This window comes from Shewanella mytili (assembly GCF_046765975.1).
GTDB lineage: Bacteria > Pseudomonadota > Gammaproteobacteria > Enterobacterales > Shewanellaceae > Shewanella > Shewanella mytili.
This window is the reverse complement of sequence record NZ_JBKOUD010000003.1, coordinates 1-20629: the sequence shown is the minus strand read 5'-3', so window position 1 is coordinate 20629 and position 20629 is coordinate 1. Positions and strand designations below refer to the sequence as shown.

Annotated in this window: 19 protein-coding genes, 3 tRNA genes and 2 pseudogenes; 12 read left to right on the top strand and 12 right to left on the bottom strand. The window is 47.9% G+C overall.

Annotated features, from left to right (window positions below; genetic code table 11):
• Positions 1–38 precede the first annotated feature (38 nt).
• Entirely contained in the window at positions 39–488 is a 450-nt protein-coding gene (locus tag ACIDEJ_RS04405; protein ID WP_411986885.1) for a hypothetical protein, read from the bottom strand.
• A gap of 75 nt (positions 489–563) precedes the next feature.
• Positions 564–1043, bottom strand: coding sequence for a peptide-methionine (S)-S-oxide reductase MsrA (msrA, locus tag ACIDEJ_RS04400; protein ID WP_411986884.1), 480 nt, complete (start codon positions 1041–1043; stop codon positions 564–566).
• A gap of 150 nt (positions 1044–1193) precedes the next feature.
• Between msrA and astE the strand changes: the two genes are divergently transcribed.
• From astE to ACIDEJ_RS04360, 8 genes and pseudogenes are all read left to right on the top strand, one after another.
• A complete protein-coding gene (gene astE, locus ACIDEJ_RS04395) occupies positions 1194–2222 on the top strand; it encodes a succinylglutamate desuccinylase (RefSeq protein WP_411986883.1) in 1029 nt (342 codons plus the stop codon).
• Between the two features lie 154 nt (positions 2223–2376).
• On the top strand, positions 2377–3555 hold the full coding sequence (locus ACIDEJ_RS04390) for a thiamine pyrophosphate-dependent dehydrogenase E1 component subunit alpha (RefSeq protein WP_411986882.1): 1179 nt from the start codon (positions 2377–2379) through the stop codon (positions 3553–3555).
• Between the two features lie 2 nt (positions 3556–3557).
• Positions 3558–4535, top strand: coding sequence for an alpha-ketoacid dehydrogenase subunit beta (locus ACIDEJ_RS04385; RefSeq protein WP_411986881.1), 978 nt, complete (start codon positions 3558–3560; stop codon positions 4533–4535).
• A 9-nt stretch (positions 4536–4544) separates the two neighbouring features.
• Positions 4545–6095, top strand: a complete 1551-nt coding sequence (locus ACIDEJ_RS04380) for a dihydrolipoyllysine-residue acetyltransferase (protein WP_411986880.1) — start codon at positions 4545–4547, stop codon at positions 6093–6095.
• A gap of 159 nt (positions 6096–6254) precedes the next feature.
• The gene (gene nadA / locus ACIDEJ_RS04375; RefSeq protein ID WP_411986879.1) at positions 6255–7322 is read left to right on the top strand and encodes a quinolinate synthase NadA; all 1068 of its coding nucleotides are present in this window, start codon (positions 6255–6257) and stop codon (positions 7320–7322) included.
• Between the two features lie 149 nt (positions 7323–7471).
• Positions 7472–9472, top strand: a complete 2001-nt coding sequence (locus tag ACIDEJ_RS04370; protein WP_411986878.1) for a methyl-accepting chemotaxis protein — start codon at positions 7472–7474, stop codon at positions 9470–9472.
• Positions 9473–9628: 156 nt separating this feature from the next.
• A tRNA-Ser gene (locus ACIDEJ_RS04365) sits at positions 9629–9716 on the top strand.
• A gap of 171 nt (positions 9717–9887) precedes the next feature.
• Positions 9888–10055: pseudogene (locus ACIDEJ_RS04360) on the top strand (transposase); the annotation flags it as partial.
• 707 nt (positions 10056–10762) lie between these two features.
• Here ACIDEJ_RS04360 and ACIDEJ_RS04355 read toward each other — a convergent pair.
• From ACIDEJ_RS04355 to thrS, 5 genes are all read right to left on the bottom strand, one after another.
• Positions 10763–10939, bottom strand: coding sequence for a hypothetical protein (locus tag ACIDEJ_RS04355; protein ID WP_411986877.1), 177 nt, complete (start codon positions 10937–10939; stop codon positions 10763–10765).
• A gap of 474 nt (positions 10940–11413) precedes the next feature.
• On the bottom strand, positions 11414–11773 hold the full coding sequence (rplT, locus tag ACIDEJ_RS04350) for a 50S ribosomal protein L20 (protein WP_411986876.1): 360 nt from the start codon (positions 11771–11773) through the stop codon (positions 11414–11416).
• Between the two features lie 15 nt (positions 11774–11788).
• The gene (rpmI, locus tag ACIDEJ_RS04345; RefSeq protein WP_411986875.1) at positions 11789–11983 is read right to left on the bottom strand and encodes a 50S ribosomal protein L35; all 195 of its coding nucleotides are present in this window, start codon (positions 11981–11983) and stop codon (positions 11789–11791) included.
• Between the two features lie 78 nt (positions 11984–12061).
• A complete protein-coding gene (gene infC, locus ACIDEJ_RS04340; protein WP_411987098.1) occupies positions 12062–12604 on the bottom strand; it encodes a translation initiation factor IF-3 in 543 nt (180 codons plus the stop codon).
• A gap of 3 nt (positions 12605–12607) precedes the next feature.
• Entirely contained in the window at positions 12608–14536 is a 1929-nt protein-coding gene (gene thrS / locus ACIDEJ_RS04335; protein ID WP_411986874.1) for a threonine--tRNA ligase, read from the bottom strand.
• A gap of 494 nt (positions 14537–15030) precedes the next feature.
• Here thrS and ACIDEJ_RS04330 point away from each other — a divergent pair, with 494 nt between their 5' ends.
• Entirely contained in the window at positions 15031–15225 is a 195-nt protein-coding gene (locus ACIDEJ_RS04330) for a CPXCG motif-containing cysteine-rich protein (protein WP_411986873.1), read from the top strand.
• 27 nt (positions 15226–15252) lie between these two features.
• Here the strand turns inward: ACIDEJ_RS04330 and ACIDEJ_RS04325 are convergent, their stop codons facing one another.
• Positions 15253–15867: a riboflavin synthase subunit alpha gene (locus tag ACIDEJ_RS04325; protein WP_411986872.1), complete on the bottom strand. Its 615-nt coding sequence runs from the start codon at positions 15865–15867 to the stop codon at positions 15253–15255.
• 28 nt (positions 15868–15895) lie between these two features.
• Between ACIDEJ_RS04325 and ACIDEJ_RS04320 the strand changes: the two genes are divergently transcribed.
• From ACIDEJ_RS04320 to ACIDEJ_RS04310, 3 genes are all read left to right on the top strand, one after another.
• Positions 15896–17260: an MATE family efflux transporter gene (locus ACIDEJ_RS04320; RefSeq protein ID WP_411986871.1), complete on the top strand. Its 1365-nt coding sequence runs from the start codon at positions 15896–15898 to the stop codon at positions 17258–17260.
• 170 nt (positions 17261–17430) lie between these two features.
• Positions 17431–17507, top strand: a tRNA-Val gene (locus ACIDEJ_RS04315).
• Positions 17508–17519: 12 nt separating this feature from the next.
• Positions 17520–17596: transfer RNA gene (locus tag ACIDEJ_RS04310), tRNA-Val, on the top strand.
• A 247-nt stretch (positions 17597–17843) separates the two neighbouring features.
• On the opposite strand, the gene ACIDEJ_RS04305 is transcribed toward ACIDEJ_RS04310, so the two are convergent.
• The 4 genes and pseudogenes from ACIDEJ_RS04305 to ACIDEJ_RS04290 all read right to left on the bottom strand — a co-directional run.
• Positions 17844–18919, bottom strand: a protein-coding gene (locus ACIDEJ_RS04305) for an IS3 family transposase (protein ID WP_411986870.1) whose coding sequence is annotated in 2 segments (ribosomal slippage) — positions 17844–18667 and positions 18667–18919 — 1077 coding nt in all. Because the reading frame shifts where the segments join, the coding sequence is not laid out codon by codon here.
• An 87-nt stretch (positions 18920–19006) separates the two neighbouring features.
• Positions 19007–19678 (bottom strand): hypothetical protein, encoded by a 672-nt coding sequence (locus tag ACIDEJ_RS04300; protein WP_411986869.1) that lies wholly within the window; start codon positions 19676–19678, stop codon positions 19007–19009.
• A gap of 10 nt (positions 19679–19688) precedes the next feature.
• Positions 19689–20231 (bottom strand): prolyl oligopeptidase family serine peptidase, encoded by a 543-nt coding sequence (locus ACIDEJ_RS04295; protein WP_411986868.1) that lies wholly within the window; start codon positions 20229–20231, stop codon positions 19689–19691.
• A gap of 107 nt (positions 20232–20338) precedes the next feature.
• Positions 20339–20629, bottom strand: a pseudogene (locus ACIDEJ_RS04290) (transposase); the annotation flags it as partial.

The window sequence follows — 20629 nt, the reverse complement described above, 5'->3', positions numbered from 1 at the left end:
ATTGAAAAAACGCACTCATCAGAGTGCGTTTTGCTATTTCACTTGCGGGATGTTAACTGGCTTTTTGGGAGCCTGTGCTCATTAATATCGACATCAAGCAACTGCCCATCGTAGTAGATAAACACGGCAACGATACCAATCAGTTCTGCGTCAGTCTCATAGCTATAGCTGATTGACGTGGAGCAGCTGCCACTTTTACAGGACTCTGCCGGAACATACGTAATGGCATTATCAGAGAGATTGGTTATTTGCTTGACACCTTGGGTCACAGATGACAGCTTTGCGTCCTTATCCAGGTCAAAAGTGAATGTCTTGATAATCTCACTATCACCTTTCCAGACCACCATATTGGCTTGGTTCAACAGCTTGTTATGCAAGATTTTTTCGCAATGTTCCTGTGAACAATAGGGCAGTTTTTCCTCGGAAGCTTGGGCCACTGACAAGCATAACGTTCCCATAAGCACGGCAGCTAACTGATGGCACTTCATATTAAATCCTTTTAAAAATCAGGTTGATGAATGACGTTTTATCTTTATTAGAGAACCCGATAATTATCTTAGCCATCAATATGCTATGTGACAACTGGGCAAACCATGTTTGCGGATATAATCCTGGTGGTACGCTTCTGCCGGATGAAAGGTTTGAGCGGGCACGATTTCGGTGACTATTTGGCGCATGCCCCATTTGCCGCTGCGCATTAAGGCAAGTTTTGACGTTTCGGCGAGTTGTTTCTGTGCTTGGTCGTGAAAAAACACCACACTGCGATATTGAGTGCCCATATCCGCACCTTGCTTGTTGAGACTGGTGGGGTTGTGGTTTTTCCAGAAAACCTGCAGCAGTGCATCATAGCTGACAAGCTGTGGGTCATATTCAATCTGTACCACTTCGGCATGGCCGGTGTTGCCGGTTTTCACCTGTTCATAGGTGACCGGTTTATCGCCACCGCCCATATAGCCACTGGTTGCACTGAGTACCCCGGGAACCTGCCGAAAAAAATATTCCACGCCCCAAAAACAGCCGGCGCCAAATGTTGCAATTGCCATAGATAACCCTTTTAGATGTCTGGATGGCTAAAATTATTCATCAAATCCTGACAATTTACAATCATCATTTAGGCATAAGTCATATCCAGCCGGCATGACCGGATGTGCTACCATGAGCCACTCAGGGAACGTTAACCTAAGGAGAAAACCGTGCTGCAGCAACTTCTGCAACAGGCTGACTTTTTGAAGCTGACACTGGCCAACCCGTTGGCAAGCCCCACTGCATCGGCCACCATCGCCGGCCATACCCAAGTGGAATTATGGGACAGCGGGGTTGTGGTGTTTTCCCCGCTTGCGGCCGTAGCCCACCATGACATAGTGTTGTCCTGTGGCATTCACGGCAATGAAACCGCCCCCATAGAGCTTTGCAACCGCCTCATCCACAACATCATCAAACAAACCTTGCCCTTACGTCAGCGGGTGATGTTTATCTTCGGTAACCCCCCGGCCATGATAAAGGGAACCCGCTTTGTAGAAGAAAACCTGAACCGGCTGTTTAATGGTGCCCATGGGGAGGGCAATGGGCCGCAAAACGCTGAAAGACAGCGGGCGGCAAGGCTGGAGCACCATGTGCGGCGCTTTTTTGAAACCGGGGGCGGGCAACGGCTGCATTACGATTTGCATACCGCCATCAGGGCTTCGCGCCATGAGCGTTTTGCCGTGTGCCCTTATCGCCCCGGCAAGCCCCACTCAAAACGGCAATTGGCCTTGCTGAACGCCGGTGGCGTGGAAGCGTTTTTATTGCATCATGAACCCACCACCACCTTCAGTTATGCCTCATCCGCCAATTTTGCAGCAGAAGCCTTTACGGTAGAGCTGGGCAAAGTGCATCCCTTCGGCCAGAATGACCCGCAGCAGTTGGCGCCCATGCAAGCATTGCTCAGTAACTTGTTGAGCCAGCCACAATTGCCAGATGCCGAGTTCCAGCCAGAGACGCTGATGATATATCGGGTATGCCGGGTGATCACCAAGCATTATCCCGATTTTGCCTTTACCTTTGATGGGCGGTTACCCAACTTTACCCGATTTGCCAAAGGTGAGGTTTTAGCCATGGAAAACGGTCAGCCGGTGGTGGCGGAGCATGATGACGAAGCCATTGTATTTCCCAACAGTCATATCCCTGTGGGACAACGGGCGGCGCTGTGTGTCGTGCCCGAGATGTCCGCCACATTGGCCTGATATGTAAAGCTAGCTATACGCACGGTAGCCATCAAACTTGGTGTTAGCTGGATCACAAAGATTGTCAGCTGTTTAAAGTTAACCTAGTGTGCTGCTAATGCACTATAACCAATGGCAGGAGAAATCCTGCTTAATCAAACTATAAGAGCACATCATGAGCAACATTACCGTTAGTCAACAGGTGGTGCATCGTGCAACATTTCTGGACAGGGATGCCCTTAACATTCCCATTCTGAAACTGTTACAAGCCGATGGCACCCCTTATGAAAATGCCGTGCTTCCCCAGATTGATGAAGCCTTATCGCGGAAAATATTTGATGCTTGCGTGTTTATCCGTACGCTGGATGAACGCATGCTGGCGGCACAGCGCCAGGGGCGCATCAGTTTCTACATGACCTGCACCGGTGAAGAAGCCGCGGTGATTGGCAGCGTGGCGGCACTGGATGATGAAGACGTTATCCTGGCTCAGTATCGCGAACATGCCGCGCTGCGTTACCGCGGTTTTACCACGGAAGATTTCATGCACCAGATGTTCAGCAATGAAAAAGATTTGGGCAAAGGGCGGCAAATGCCCATTCATTACGGCTGTAACGCGCTGAATTTTCAGACTATCTCGTCGCCATTGGCTACCCAAATCCCTCAGGCATCCGGCGTGGGTTACGCTTTGAAGATGCAGGGCAAACGTAATGTGGCCATCTGTTATTTTGGCGAAGGCGCGGCCTCGGAAGGGGATTTCCATGCGGGATTGAACATGGCGGCCGTACATAAAGTGCCGGTGATTTTCTTTTGCCGTAACAACGGTTACGCCATTTCCACGCCCACGGAAGAGCAATATGCCGGCAATGGCATTGCCAGCCGCGGCTTGGGGTATGGCATGCATACCATTCGGGTGGATGGCAACGACATGCTGGCGGTACTGGCCGCTACCCAGCAGGCCAGAGCTTGGGCCATCAAGCACAGTGAGCCGGTGCTGATTGAGGCCATGACTTACCGTTTGGGCGCTCATTCCTCCTCGGATGATCCTTCCGGCTACCGCTCCAAGGATGAAGAAGCCCGCTGGCAACAGCATGATCCGGTAAAACGCTTCAAGCTGTGGCTAATCAACAAAGGTTGGCTCACGGAAGAGGATGATGCGGAGCTTAACCAACGTTATCGCCAAGAAGTGCTCAATGCCCTTAAGACTGCCGAAAAAGTGCCGGCACCGCACCTGGATACCATTATCGAAGATGTGTATGACGTGCCCACCGCCAATCTCAAACGGCAGCTTGTGGAACTGAAAAACCATGTGGCCAAATATCCCAAGGCCTATCCTAAAACCGCAGGGAGATTATGAGCATGGCCAAGATGAACATGCTGCAAGCCATTAATAACGCCTTGATGCTGGCGATGGCAGCGGATGATAAATTACTGGTATTTGGTGAAGACGTAGGCCATTTTGGCGGAGTGTTTCGCGCCACCTCCGGCTTACAGGACAAATTCGGCAAGGCCCGCTGTTTCAATACGCCATTAACGGAGCAGGGGATTGCCGGCTTTGCCAACGGGCTAGCCTCCCACGGCATGACACCGGTGGCGGAGATCCAGTTTGCCGATTACATTTTTCCCGCCTTTGACCAGATTGTGAACGAGTCAGCCAAATTCCGTTATCGCAGCGGTAACCAGTTCAATGTGGGCGGTCTGACCTTTCGCACCCCTTATGGCGGCGGCATTGCCGGGGGGCATTATCACTCCCAGTCGCCAGAAGCTTATTTCACTCAGGTGGCAGGCTTGAAAGTGGTGGTGCCACGCAATGCCTATCAGGCCAAAGGCTTGCTGTTATCGGCCATTCACGACCCCAATCCGGTGATCTTTTTTGAACCCAAACGGTTATACCGGGCATCGGTGAACGACGTGCCCGAAGATGCCTATGAGTTGCCGTTGGGACAAGCCGAAGTTGTCCGTGAAGGCAAGGACATTACCCTGCTGGCCTGGGGCGCCCAGATGGAAGTGATTGAAAACGCTGCCGAGATGGCGGCCAAAGAAGGCATTGATTGTGAAGTTATCGACCTTCGCACTCTGGCGCCTTGGGATGTGGAAAGTGTTGCCCAGTCGGTGCGTAAAACCGGCCGGCTGTTAATCAACCACGAAGCGCCGCTTACCGGCGGATTTGCCGGTGAAATCGCCGCCACCATCCAACAGGAATGCTTTTTGTATTTGGAGTCGCCCATTGCCCGTGTATGTGGTCTGGATACCCCATATCCGTTAATCCACGAGAAGGAATACATGCCGGATGCGCTGAAAACCTTCGAAGCCATCAAGGCCTCGGTCAATTTCTAGGAGTTACGGATGATCAAAGATTTTATTTTGCCGGATATCGGTGAAGGCGTGATTGAATGTGAGCTGATTGAGTGGCTGGTGACCGAAGGCGAGCGGGTGGAAGAAGATCAGCCCATTTGTGACGTGATGACCGATAAAGCCTTGGTGCAAATTCCGGCACCATATCCGGGGGTTATTGCCAAGCTTTATTATGCCAAGGGCGAGATAGCCAAGGTTCACATGCCGCTGTATGCGGTACAAATGGATGAAGCCGGCGCTGCTGCAGCGCCAGTATCAAACCCAGCAGACACCACAACCTTGCCATCATCAGACAAGTTGCCAAGTGGCGTTCAGATTGAAGATTTTCTGTTGCCGGACATTGGCGAAGGCATTGTGGAGTGTGAGCTGATTGAATGGCTGGTTGCAGAAGGGGATAGGGTTGAAGAAGATCAGCCCATCTGTGATGTGATGACCGATAAAGCCTCGGTGCAAATTCCGGCGATAAAAGCCGGAAAAATCATCAAGCTGCATTATGACAAAGGCCAACTGGCCAAGGTGCATGCACCTTTATATGCCATTGAAACCGCAGCCGATACGGCCACTGCCCATGTTGAACCCACGGTAGATGCCGGCACTGGCAGTGCAAATGCAGCCACAGTGGCCAGCCTGGTCCCACAGGGGAAAGCGCTGGCTAGCCCGGCAGTTCGGCGCCTGGCACGCAGCCTGGATATTGATATTGCCAAAGTGCCTGGCAGCGGCAAACACGGCCGGGTTTACAAAGAGGATATTGAGCGTTTTACCCATGTAGCACCGGCCGACAGCCAGCTTTCAAGCTTGCCTGCCGATGCGCCAATTATCGCGCCACCAACAGTTGCCGACAAGGTCGTGCCCATAAAAGGGGTGCAGGCCATTATGGCGCGGCAAATGATGGAGTCGGTATCGACCATTCCCCATTTTACTTACTGCGAAGAGCTGGACATCACAGAGCTGGTTGCTTTAAGGGAGCAGCTTAAGCAAAAGTATGCCTCTGACACCCTCAAGCTCACCTTGATGCCGTTTTTCATGAAAGCGCTATCACTGGCGCTGACGCAATTCCCGGTCATTAATAGCCGCGTTAATGACGACTGTACCGAACTGACCTATCTGTCCCGGCACAATATCGGCATGGCGGTGGACTCAAAAGTGGGGCTGCTGGTACCCAATGTCAAAGACGTGCAGGACAAATCCATTCTGGAGATAGCCGCCGATATCACCCGGCTGACGGATGCCGCCAGAAGCGGACGGGTGACACCGGCGGATTTGAAAGCCGGCACAATTTCTATCTCCAATATCGGCGCGTTGGGTGGCACGGTGGCAACGCCCATCATCAATAAACCGGAAGTGGCCATTGTGGCGTTGGGCAAAATACAGGATTTGCCCCGCTTGCATAAAAAAGGGAAAAAAATGGTGCCCCGCAAAATCATGCAGATCAGCTGGTCAGGGGACCACCGGGTGATTGATGGCGGCACTATCGCAAGGTTCTGTAATCTGTGGAAACAGTATCTGGAACATCCCCACGAGATGCTGCTGAGCATGAAATAATGCTTAAAGCCCCGTCATGGGGCTTTTTGCTGCTGCCAAAATGATGGTGGCAGTGTGTTAATCCCTGCCACAAATTTATCACCGCTGCCACAAAACAGTTACGGTTACGTGACATTTTCCGTATACTTATCGGACAATTTGTTATTTGCGTTGTATGTTATGCAAAGGTCAGCCGATAACCCTGTTTCTTATTCATATCCATTCCCAGCCAAACAAGCACCGTTAACAGCGACTGAAAAATCTCATTACAGAGAACAGATAAAACAGTTGCTACAACAAAAAAACGCCGTGCTGATTGCCCATTACTATACCGATCCTGAAATTCAGGCATTGGCAGAAGAAACCGGCGGCTGTGTTTCCGATTCTCTGGAAATGGCCCGTTTTGGCAAAGCCCACCCTGCACAAACACTGATTGTGGCCGGGGTAAAATTCATGGGCGAAACCGCTAAAATCTTGAGCCCGGAAAAGACCATCCTGATGCCCACACTGGAGGCTACCTGCTCGCTGGATGTCGGCTGCCCCATCACGGATTTTGCCGCATTTTGCGATGCCCATCCCGAGCGTACCGTGGTGGTTTATGCCAATACTTCAGCTGCCGTCAAGGCCCGGGCAGACTGGGTGGTCACCTCCAGCATAGCGCTGGAAATCGTTGAGCACTTGGATAGTCAGGGCAAAAAAATCATCTGGGGACCGGATCGCCACCTTGGCGGTTATATCCAAAAACAAACCGGTGCCGACATGCTGTTATGGCAGGGCGAATGTGTGGTGCATGATGAATTTAAAGCCAACGCTTTACGACAGTTAAAGGCACAACATCCGCAAGCCGCCATTCTGGTGCATCCAGAATCCCCTGCAAGCGTGGTAGCCATGGCCGATGCAGTGGGGTCAACCAGCCAGTTGATCCAGGCGGCTCAAACTCTGAATAACGATACCTTGATAGTGGCAACCGACAGGGGCATTTTTTATAAAATGCAGCAAATGGTGCCCCATAAACAGTTATTAGAGGCGCCCACCGGCGGTGTTGGGGCCACTTGCCGCAGCTGTGCCCATTGCCCGTGGATGGCCATGAACGGACTGAAAACCATTGCCAATGCTCTGGCCACAACCAATCCCCAGCACCATGAAATTGAAGTTGAGGAAGCCTTGCGCCAACAAGCACTGCTTCCTTTGCAACGAATGCTGGATTTTGCCGCCGAACTCAAGTTACAGGTTAAGGGGAATGCCTAAGCCTTAAGCTTTACCTCCCTCCAGTTATCAGCCCGGGTTCGCCCGGGCTTTTTCATGTAAGAAAAATAACGACATAAGTTAAAGCTGACTATACTGAATTCGTTATTAAAACGTCTCTTCCTTTTCACTGTACTGTCAGAGGAACCACCATGAATTGGCAATGGATTCGCAATCTTCCGTTACGTCTCAAATTTCTGCTGGTCATTGTTCCTTCCTTTCTTTTTGCGATTGTTTTCGGCGGTATGTTGGTTTTTCAATATCTATCACAGGCACAAAGCGCCAACCGCGTAATAGCCCTGAGTGACCTGGCAAAAGTGAACAGTGACCTGGTGCATGAGTTACAAAAAGAGCGGGGCATGAGCGCCGGTTATATCGGGGCTAACGGAAACGCTTTTGCCGATAAATTACCCACACAGCGGCAACTGACCGACACCAAGCTGCAGGCATTTAATGACTTCATAAAACATCACGTGTTACCTGAAAACTTTGCCGCCGAGCTGACAGAAGTGACCCATCAACTGGGAAAACTAACCACCATCCGCAGCCAGGTTTCAGCGCTGAATATTACCGTTAAGGATGAGGTGGATTACTACACACAGCTGAATGCCTTATTGCTCTCCATTGTGGATGACACAGTAAAGGCCGGCGGGGATAAAACCATTGCCATTGATGCCGCCGCATTTTCTGCATACCTGTTAATGAAAGAGCGAGCAGGCATTGAACGAGCCATTCTCAGTGCCACCTTTGGGCGGGAGGGCTTTAACGGTAATGCCTATACCCGCTTTGTGACCTTGGTGGCCGAGCAAAACAGTTTCCAGCAGCGTTTTCTTGCATTAACGTCGCAGAAGATGCGCAGCCGCTACACTACCTTGCTGCAACAACCGGCAGTGGCAGAAGTTGAGCGCTACCGCAAGGTGGCCTTCACGCAAAATGCCAGGGATATCCGTCTTGAATCCCCAGAAGCCTGGTTTGGTGCATCCACCAAACGCATTGAACTGATGCGGGAATTTGAACAAACCCTGTCAAAGCAACTGATTGATGATACCGCAGCGCTACATCAGCAACTATTAACCCGCAGTTGGGGGTTGGGCGCCATCATTCTTGGCGGAATTTTGCTGGCTGCCGTTATCTCGCTGGGCATTCAACGCGCTATTGGTAAACAGCTGAAAAACATCCACCTGGGGATGACCACAGCCCGCAAAGAATTTGATTTAACCCAGCGCATTGAGGTTGCCAGCACCGATGAACTTGGAGGGGTTGCCAACGCCTTCAATGACATGATGAGTGATTTCGAACGTATCATCACCAATGTGAGAACCAGCAACAAAACCCTGCTACAGGTGGTTGATAGCCTCAACCAGCATTCATCACAACTTGATGATTATGTTACCGAAGGCACCAGCGAAACCGAACAAGTGGCATCAGCCATGACCGAAATGAGCTCCACCGTACAGGAAATTGCCAATAACGCCATACAGGTGGCCGACGCTTCCCGCGATACCTCGCAAAAAGCCAAAAAAGGCAATGATGAAGTCTCGGCCACAGCACATGCCATGTTGGCACTGGCCGATGAGATTGAGGAAGCCGCCACGGCCTTTAGGCAACTGGATAGTGATATCCATGGCATTGTTAACGTACTGGAAGTCATTAGTGCCATCGCCGAACAAACCAACCTGTTGGCGCTTAATGCCGCCATTGAAGCTGCCAGGGCAGGGGATATGGGCCGCGGTTTTGCGGTTGTGGCTGATGAAGTGCGTAATCTGGCACAACGTTCCCAATCCTCCACGGAAGACATTCGCAGCATTATTGAACGGTTGAAAACTGGCGCGGTAAATGCCCTTGATGCCATATCCAAAGGCCAGAGCATGGCAAAAAACAGTGTAATAGAGGCACAAAACGCCGGGCAGGAACTCCATGAAATCGTGTCTCACGTGGAAGCCATTGAAAGCATGAATGAACAAATTGCGGCGGCAACCCATGAACAATCCGTAGTTGCCGAAGAGGTCAATCGTAACGCCATGAAAATCAGCGATATCTATCGTCATACCCAGGGTATTACCGCAGAATTTAGCGAACTCAATCACCGATTGGTGAACGAAGCAGACAAAATGAGCGAAGAAGTGCGTAAATTTAATGTTTCAGCGGATTAAAATCAGGCACTTGTTCAGCAAATACCCAAACGAAGAGGCGAATGACATTTTCTCTTGACCCAACAAATGCTTTTGCGTAAAGTACCGCTCCGTCAGCAAGGCACAACAGGCCTAGAGCGCTGACAAAAATGTTGGATGAACATTAAAACATCCTGTGGTGAGGTGTCCGAGTGGCTGAAGGAGCACGCCTGGAAAGTGTGTATACGGCAACGTATCGAGGGTTCGAATCCCTCCTTCACCGCCATATTAAAGAACGGGGATCAGTAAATTACTGATCCCCGTTTTGCTTTTAGTGCAGTCAATTACCGCCATGTTCCCCATGTCCTGATTAAATCCCAACATTTCATACAAACTATCTGCCATAGCCGCAACTCCGATAGCATCCCAAGCAAATCCATCTATCTGGTAAGAGGGAGCTGAGGGTGCCAAGTTCTGGCTGTCAGTGATGAATGCGCTGAAAAATCCTGGCGTAAAAGAATATCCTCATCGCCGGTGTTGGCGGTCTCAAAGGCTTCCCTGATGCGATTGCAACGGTTTACCGGCGCAGCTATATATCGTACATCCAATCCGTAACCGCTTGCGCTTGTCAATTGAAAAGTGTGTAAGACGTAGGCCGGACAGGGGCTGGCCCAGTTCACGATCATGCATGGTGACAGTGTATCGTGATAGGCAGCCGACATTTACACATCGGACGCCCAGCACAATGAGTGTCTCGCGCCATATTCACTCAAAAGGCGCACCATGCTGAGCGCTGCTTAACTGGGCATGAGTAACTAAGGCTCAAATCGTTCGTTGAGTAACGCTATTAATTCATCTTCAGTATTTGGGATCTTATCGAGTTCAAAGTAGCAAGAGGCGCCACCGTTTAGCATGTAAACGTTCGTTGTGCAGTGGTCATAATGAAACCACTTACCTTGAACGCATACATCGGTGTAACAGCGAGGATCTTGTTTTAAAATCATCGTTACGTCCTAATATATTGTTTAGATGAAAAACCTTTAAGCCTGTTTGTGTGAGTTGGCTTGATTAACAAAGATGACCAGATCAAATATAGCTGGATTTAGACATGATTGAAAAGTGAGCAGGACTAATTCAGTTTTTATTTGTCATCGACATAAATAAAGACACATATACCAAATCTCATCACACTCTATTTAACATAATATACATTGTGCGCATTTATATGTGATGCTGTGTAGCTGCTTGGGATTTAGGCTGTGTGATTGGCAGTTGCCAGTGCTGTCCGCTCCGCCTTCGCTGGCATCGCAGTCAGCACCGGCGACAACGTCTCTAGGGATCGTAACCCTCGAACTCACCACTGGCCAACATTTGGGCATACAGTTCAGATGTCAACGCGATGATTTCAACTTCACCATATTCGCTGTGCAGTTCTGAGTACATCTGGTCTTTAGATTTGAACGTATCCCAGCCGACACCTGCGATAAACGTCTGGATTAAATCTGCCATATCATCGTCTGTAGTGGTCAAGTCATTTTGGCCACCACGTTTTATAGCGCCGGGTACATTGATGTGTCGGTGCATCTTTGCAAGCCACGAAGCTAACACTACCTTTCTAACGCACCTTCCTAGACTGCTTAGCGGTTACTCTGCCAGATTCTCTAATAGCAATTACACTAAGGCTTGTTTTGGATCTTCTCCACACCCGTCATTAGTGACATTGGAAAATGTCTAGACGGCACGTCACCTGCAAAGCTTGTTATTTATCGATGCCAACCGATGTTATGCGATGAAATTGTCGACATTCATTGCAGGCTTAAAGAATTAGGTATCGTCAGATTAAGTGTACCCATGGTTTAAATTGGTTGGGGTTACATTGATAAAGAGAAATAATTTATGGCAACGTATTTCAGGACAGAACAGGACAAAAGACAATAAAAAAGGGGTCAAATGAATGACCCCTTTCGCAATATCATCGTTGTCTTAGTTAGAAAGCGCGTCTTTGGCTTTTTCTACCAAAGTTGCAAATACAACTTTGTCGAATACAGCGATATCTGCCAAAATCTTACGATCGATTTCGATAGAAGCTTTCTTCAGACCGTTGATGAAACGGCTGTAAGACAAACCGTTCTGACGGGAAGCAGCGTTAATACGTGCGATCCACAGTTGACGGAATTGACGTTTTTTCTGACGACGGTCACGATAGGCATATTGACCTGCTTTGGTTACGGCCTGTACCGCTACACGGTAAGTACGTGAACGGGCACCGTAGTAACCTTTGGCAAGTTTCAGAACTTTCTTGTGACGAGCACGTGCAGTTACACCACGCTTAACTCTTGGCATCTTTCAATCCTCCTACTAAGCGTATGGCAGTTGGCGTGCGATTGCTGGCACGTCTACTTTAGCAACTAAACACTTAGCGCGCAGGTGACGCTTACGCTTGGTGCTCTTCTTGGTCAGAATGTGACGCAGATGTGCTTGTTTGCGTTTGAAACCATTAGCGGTTTTCTTAAAACGCTTTGCTACACCCTTGTCGGTTTTCATTTTAGGCATTACTAAAACTCCGCATTGGGATAATTAATAAAACGCAAGGCGAGTTTGGGATAAACCCTCACTACTTTGATTGCCTTACTATTTTTTCTTTGGCGCTAGCACCATTACAGCTTGACGGCCTTCCATTTTGGGGAAGGATTCAACCACTGCAACTTCATCAAGATCGGCTTTGATACGGTTCATCAGTTCCATACCTAACCCTTGATGTGCCAGTTCTCGCCCGCGGAAACGCAGCGTAACTTTCGCTTTGTCTCCGTCTTCAAGAAAACGAATCAGGTTGCGTAGTTTTACCTGATAGTCGTTTTCATCAGTACCAGGACGGAATTTGATTTCCTTTACCTGGACCTGTTTCTGCTTCTTCTTTTGTTCCTTTTGGGCTTTTGCCTTGTCGAACAAAAATTTACCGTAGTCCATGATACGGCATACAGGCGGCTCAGCATTGGGGCTAATTTCTACCAGATCCACTCCGGCGTCATCAGCCTGCTCTTGGGCTTGTCGGATCCCTACGACACCGATAGCCTCTCCTTCAATTCCGACCAAACGTACTTCTGATACGCCTGTGATTTCATCATTGATTCGGTTTGGGGCCGCCTGACGGCCTGCTGTTTTTTTGATCTTTATGACCTATTCCTCCAACAATTCAAGACTACGGAGCGAAATCTCTTCAGTTACTTTGGTAATAAATGCATCAATGCTCATTTTACCCAAGTCGACCCCGTTCCGGGTGCGTACTGCAACTTCTTGGTTTTCCATTTCCTGATCACCAACAACCAGCAAATAAGGAACCCGTCGCAATGTGTGCTCGCGTATTTTAAAGCCAATCTTCTCGTTTCTCAAGTCCTTACCGGCTCTTATGCCACAAGACTTGAAGCGAGAGACGACTTCTTCAACATAATCAGACTGCTTGTCGGTAATATTCATGACTACAACCTGGGCTGGTGCCAGCCATACCGGGAATTTCCCGGCATATTCTTCAATCAGAATGCCGATGAAACGTTCCAGTGATCCCAAAATGGCGCGGTGGATCATCACGGGCACTTGGCGGCTGTTGTCTTCAGCAACATAAGTGGCCCCTAAGCGGCCAGGCAAGGCGTAATCCAGCTGCACGGTACCGCACTGCCATGCCCTATCCAGGCAATCATGCAGGGTAAATTCAATCTTGGGGCCGTAAAAAGCGCCCTCACCCGGCAGAATTTCATATTCAATATGGTTATTGGCCAGTGCTTGCTTGAGTGCGGCTTCTGCCTGATCCCACATGGCATCATCACCGATGCGCTTTTCAGGGCGGGTCGATAATTTTACGGCGATATTCTTAAAGCCAAAGGTGGAATAGATATCGTAAACCATTTGGATACAGCTACTGACTTCTTGCTGAACTTGCTCTTCAGCACAGAAGATGTGGGCATCGTCCTGGGTAAAGCCACGTACACGCATTAACCCGTGCAAAGAACCTGAGGGTTCATTACGGTGGCAGCTGCCAAATTCCGCCATGCGCAACGGCAGGTCACGATAGGATTTCAACCCCTGGTTGAAAATCTGCACGTGTCCTGGGCAGTTCATGGGCTTGATGGCATACTCACGGTTTTCACTGGAGGTGGTAAACATGGCTTCAGCATATTTGTCCCAGTGGCCCGAACGTTCCCACAATACCCGGTCCATCATGAACGGACCTTTCACTTCCTGATAATCGTATTCATCCAGTTTGATGCGAACAAAACGTTCCAGCTCCCGGAAAATGCTCCAGCCGTCATGATGCCAGAACACCATGCCGGGGGCTTCTTCCTGCATGTGGTACAAATCAAGCTGTTTACCGATTTTACGGTGGTCTCGCTTGGCGGCTTCTTCCAGCCGTTGCAAATAGGCTTTAAGGGCTTTTTTGTCACCCCAGGCAGTGCCGTAAATGCGCTGCAGCATTTTGTTATCTGAGTTGCCGCGCCAGTAGGCCCCGGCAATATTCATCAATTTAAAATGATGGCATAGCCGCATGTTGGGCACGTGAGGACCGCGGCACATGTCGGTATATTCCTGGTGATGGTAAAGCGCCGGATGATCATCCTGACTGATGTTTTCATCCAGAATGGCCATTTTGTACGGTTCACCGCGCTGTTCAAAGGCGTCATGCGCTTCCTGCCAGCTCACTACGCGTTTTACAACGTCGTAATCGGTTTTGGCCAATTGCAGCATACGAGCTTCCAGCTTTTCCAGATCTTCCTGGGTCAGCTTATGCTCCAGATCCACATCGTAATAGAAGCCGTTATCAATTACCGGGCCGATGGCCATTTTGGTTTCAGGCCATAACTGTTTGATGGCATGTCCCAACAAATGGGCACAGGAGTGGCGAATGATTTCCAGCCCTTCCTGATCTTTGACGGTAATGATAGAAAGTTCGGCGTCTTCGGTTATCAGATCGCAAGCATCATGTAACTGGCCGTTCACACGACCGGCAATGCAAGCTTTGGCAAGGCCGGGACCGATATCGGCAGCAACGTCCATGGTCGAGACGGGATGGGCAAATTCACGTTTGCTGCCGTCTGGCAGAGTAATAACAGGCATGAAAAATCCTTAATCCAGTGGTGACCCACACGCAGGGCCACTTGGCTGATTCATTGAATATAAAAAGAAAAACGTGTGCATTTTTGTGGAGCAAGACAATACAGGAGCCTTGGCATCCCCAAAACGAGCCATCGATTTTAAAGGATAAGCCTTTGTTGGCGCAACCAATTAGGCATAAATCCTTGATGCAGCCACGGGTAGAAACCAACCCTTTGCAATTAACTGGCCATCACCGGTGCTAACTTCGCCACCTTGGACGAAAGTGCCTGGACATGACAATCACAGACAGTTGCTTTATAGAAAGTCTACTGGTGAATATTTATGATGATTTAATCTGTTTTTACTAATTGATTTTATTGGTTTTAAATATTTATTCATTACCTTTCATTTATTTTTGTTCATATTTTTTGATGCTAATGCACAACACGGCAACCAGGGATGTGCTCATCTATACTGAACATATCCCGTGAATCATCGTGAAAGGATGGCCGACAATGAAACAACAAACTATCTGCTGCCCCCACTGTGGCCACCAACAAACATTGGATATTGATACCAGTAATGGCGATCAGGAGTTTTACAGCGATTGCCGCATTTGCTGTAATCCCATTCATATCAGAGTCCACATTGATCATCAGTTACAGCGCATAGAACTGCATGTGGACGCTGATGATGAACAGTTTTATTGATTAAACCTGTCCCCTCACCTGTGGTGATTACGACGTCAGCCGTTGGGCTAACACCCGCTCCACCGTGTCCACAATGGTTTGGGTTTGGCTGTCTATTTCAATGTTCACATGCATGCCAGGCTGATAATCACCCAAATTCGTCAGCCGCAAAGTTTCCGGGATTAAATGGATTTTGAACCGGTTAGCCATAACCTCACCCACAGTTAAACTGCAACCGTTTATACCGATAAACCCTTTATAAAATACGTATTTCATCCAGGTTTCCGGGAGTTCAAACAGCAAGTCATAATGGCTTTCGGCACTGTCAACGTTTATCAATTTTGCCTGGGTATGAATATGCCCGGATAAAATGTGTCCGCCAACCTCTTTGCCAAAGGTTAATGACCGTTCCAGATTCACCTCATCGCCCACTTGCAGACTTCCCAGGTTGGTCAATTTCAAGGTCTCTTCCATTACATCGAAAAACGCCCTATCATGCCCCACCTGCGTCACGGTCAGGCATACGCCGTTATTGGCCACACTGGCACCTGTTTGTAACCCTTCCAGCAACTCCGGTGATAACGCAATTTGCAGGGTATGTAACCCTGGTTTTTTCTCAATGGCCAGCACTTTCCCGCGGGCCTGCACAATACCTGTAAACATGCTTTACTCTCTAGTTCAAAGGACAGACATGACGCAGTCAGTTTTTCATGCCAAACGCATTATTCAACTCGCTTTACCGGTTTTGGTGGCACAGATAACACAAACCATGATGGGTTTTATCGACACCATGATGGCAGGACGTGTTAGCGCTACCGATATGGCGGCAGTTGCTATTGGCACCAGTCTGTGGCTACCGGCCATCCTGTTTGTAAACGGTTTGCTGTTGACCTTTACGCCGGTGATTTCGCACTATTTCGGTGCCAATCAAAATGACCGCATCCGCCCGTTGGCATATCAGGGGGTTTATATTGCCATAATCGGGGCACTGGGTGTGATGTTATTCCTCGGTTCTGCCAACTTCATCCTGGACAGAATGGACCTGGAGCCAGCGTTGTACCTTGTCACTGAGCGTTATATGCAAGGCATTTTATGGGGCGCCCCAGCATTTTTAATCTATCAGGTATTGCGCAGTTGCAGTGAAGGCATTTCCTATACCATGCCGGCCATGGTGATTGGTTTTGTGGGCCTTGGGGTTAATATTCCGGCCAATTACATTTTCATCTATGGTCATCTTGGCCTGCCGGCAATGGGCGGCGCCGGCTGCGGCGTGGCAACCTCTCTGGTTTTTTGGGCCATGTGCCTGAGCATGTTTGTTTACATGCAGTTTCATCCCAAATTTAAAGCCATCCGCTTACTGGATAAATTTGAACGGCCACAATGGCAGACCATGGTCAACATGAGCAAAATGGGCATGCCCGTGGCTTTGGGGCTGTTTTTTGAAGTCAGCCTGTTTTCCATCATTGCATTATTGCTGGCCCCACTGGGCGCCAATGTTGTGGCCAGCCACCAAATTGCCCTTAACTTTTCTTCAATCATCTTCATGGTGCCACTGTCCATCGGGATTGCCGTTTCCATTCGCGTGGGTTATTACTTGGGACGCAATGAACCGGAGCAGTCTGCCATGGTAAGCAAAATCGGCTTGTTGCTGGGATTCATGCTGGCCTCCATCACCGCAGTGTTAACCGTATTACTGCGAGAGCCCATCGCCCTGCTGTACAACAGTAATCCCCAGGTAGTGTCCCTGGCATCAGGGTTGATGTTGATGGCCGCTTTATACCAGCTGTCTGATTCCGTGCAGGTTATCTCTGCCGGGGCCTTGCGTGGCTATAAAGATACCCGCAGCGCTTTTTACATCACGCTAATTGCCTATTGGGGCATAGGCATGCCGCTGGGTTACATTCTGGCGTATACCGATTGGCTAACCCCGGAGCTCGGCGCTTACGGCTTCTGGAGCGGGTTGATTGCCGGCTTAACCACGGCGGCATTGCTGTATGCCTGGCGTTTGCGGGTCATACAGCGTCGGGTGGCACAAGCTCATCGGCTTGATAAGTGACATCGTCTTTTGAGCCAAATGACACCTGAAGTTGCGCAGCAAATCGGCATATGGCACCAAAAACGGTTTTTTTACTTGCCAGCATCCCGATGGGGACTTTAATATAGCGGCCATCTCAGCATCGGCTCGGTAAATGTGCTTGCCTTTGCTGCAGTAGATAATAAATGTGTACACCCGTAGCTCAGCTGGTTAGAGCACTACCTTGACATGGTAGGGGTCGGTGGTTCGAGTCCACTCGGGTGTACCAAAATCGCTTCATACACCCGTAGCTCAGCTGGTTAGAGCACTACCTTGACATGGTAGGGGTCGGTGGTTCGAGTCCACTCGGGTGTACCAAATATCGTAAAATCAATACGTTAAAATTTTATCCATCACGTCAAAGCGCCCTCCTTCGGCCATTGTCATAGATTTATATTCAATTTTGAGAGTTGATTGTTTTTTTAATCTAAAATGAGGCGACTCATATCATGACGGCCACAAAGAGCCACGAATGTGACCACTGTGTGACCAACCCCTAACGAGGGAAGTGACAAAAGCGCCTTATGGTAATCCTCCCATTTTTAACCGCAGTTAAAAATAGAAGTTAAACGACCATTAAAGGTGGTCGCCCATGGTTGGCTTTGTGCGGCCTTTCGTGATTGTAAAACCAAAGCCATTGAGTTGCATAATCTTGTACCTCTTTAATGGACTCAAACAAGTACTTGCTGACCCAGCTGTAACGTATCGTTTTGTTGTGTCGCTCAATATACGCGTTCTGTTGAGGCTTGCCCGGTTGGATGTACTCAATCCGGATTTGATGTTGTTTAGCCCAGTTAACAAATTCCGAACTGATGAATTCAGGCCCGTTATCACAGCGAATGACAGATGGTGTTGGCCGTTCTTCTAACAACTGCTCCAGCGCTCTTATCACGCGTAATGAGGGCAATGACAAGCCTACTTCAATGGCGAGTCCTTCACGGCGAAAATCATCAATCACGTTAAACAAACGGTAGTTTCGACCATCAGACAATTGGTCATGCATAAAATCCACAGACCATACCTGGTTAGCACGTACCGGTGCTTTCAACGGCTCTGGTGCGTGACGTTTTAGCCGTCGTCTAGGACGAATGCGTAAGTTCAGTGCCAACTCGCAATAGATGCGATAAACGCGTTTGTGGTTCCAGCCTTTGCCCTTCACATTGCGCAAGTAATCAAAGCAGAGGCCAAAGCCCCAATCATTCTCGGCTTCGGTCAGCTTGATAAGCCAATCGGCAATTTCAGCGTTTTCGTCACACAACTTCGGTGGATATCGATAACAAGTTTCGCTGACGGAAAACACTCGGCATGCAAAACGAATGCTGATGTCGTGAAGCGCCACTGACTGCTGAGCAAGCGTTCGCCGCTCACAGGGCTTCACCACTTTTTTGCCATGGCTTCCTGGATGATTTCTGCCTTCAGGCGCTCTTCGGCGTACATCTTTTTCAAGCGCCGATTTTCCTCTTCAAGCGCCTTCATTCGAGCCATAAGGGAAGCATCCATGCCACCGTATTTTGCGCGCCACTTATAAAAGGTCGCACTGCTCATGCCATGTTCGCGGCACAGCTCAGGAATCGGGGTGCCCACTTCTGCTTGCTTGAGAATGGCGATGATTTGACTGTCTGTATATCGCGATTTTTTCATGTCGAATCTCCTGCGTCTAACTTTACGAGAAAATTCTACTTTTCACAGCTGTTAATTTTCGGGGGGGATTACCCTATCTTCATTCAGTCACTCATAAATCACGATAAAAGAACATTGATTTGGGATAGCTTTATCATTCAAACTACTAAACGTTACTATATCAGCATTTTTTTCGCCAGAAAAAGTTTTTTTCGTGATGTGTGCTAAAGAAAAATTGATAGGTTGGTTTGTTAAAGTTTTTAATCTGCCAACACCATCAGAGGATAGCGTATAATGACCCTCTATGATTTTCTCAGATTCATCGTCAAAGTTAAAAGAGATTTTCATAAATTTATTTATATCGTCTGACTCCAAAATACCATAAATTCCATTGCAACTTTCAGTCTGCATTGTCTGAGGTAGAGAATTAGATATTTTAACCGGAAAAAAAATTTCCATCCGATTATCAGAATAAAAATGGTTATATTTATTGAAGTCTGAAAAGGTAATATTTTTGAAACCATTTTTCTTCAATAGTTGACGAATTTCATCAAGTTCATTATTTTTTGAAAATGACGGATTAAATATTACAAGCACATCATCATGAGGATCTCTAATTGTATTGTCAATTATTTTTACTTCATAACCATCGTTTTGAAAACTTGATTTCAAAACCTCCAACTTATCTTTATAACTATCTGAATTTGCTATATAAATAAGAGGAGCAGAACATCCAGGCAGTAGTATTACTGTAATTAAAAATAGGAATTTTTTCATCATTTACTACCCTCTAATATAAAAAAGTCTTTTTTGAGATATTAACCATTTTACGGTCCCTAATTGTCGTTCCAAAATGTGTTTCATTTTCAGCAATATCCACGAAAATGTTATTTGCCGTGCTCTTAAATGAATTAACCTTCGATATATATTTCAGAGACTGTGTATATGGTACATTTTGATCATTTAAAGATATAAAGAAAAGCATTTCCGGATATTTCTTATTTTCAATATTACAATAAGGACAAATTTCTAGAATTGAATTTTTGTATAGTTCGGACTCGATTGGATTTCCAAATTCCTTCCAATCAGATGTAGTATAAAGTTGACTCAAATCACAAAGTGATTCATATACATCAAGAAATGGCGCATCAAAAATAACTCTATCAATATAATTAGTCTTGTTTAATATATAACCCACAGGAATAACACCAGCACTTCCAGTTACAAGAGATAGTGTATGACAATTAGAATCTTTTGATTTGAAGAATTCGCAAACAGATATTAAGTCTGTACAGCTATTAATTTTTTTTCGAGTTGACCACCGTTGTGCCAAATTTCACCTAAGTCGCCCCCTCCTCTGATATGGGCGATACAATATAAAGTACCCTCTTGAACCAGTTGTAATCCCATTATGTTTAGTGACGGCAGAATCGAAACTCCGTAAGCACCATCACCTGAGATATTGCGGATTTTGCGATGGGTTTGCTTGAGCAAATTCGGCATGACTTCAGCGTCTGTTACACCGGATAAACTCAGTTCTGCGGCGATGATTTCATGGCTATGCGTATCCACAGCAATATGCAGCTTACGCCATACACGGCGCTTGCCATCTGTGCCATGTTTTTTCACTTTCCACTCGCCTTCGCCGTAAACCTTTAAGCCTGTCGAGTCGATAGCCAAGTGCTCAATGATGCCGCGAGTCTTGGTTTTAAAAGCAATCTTGACAGTTTT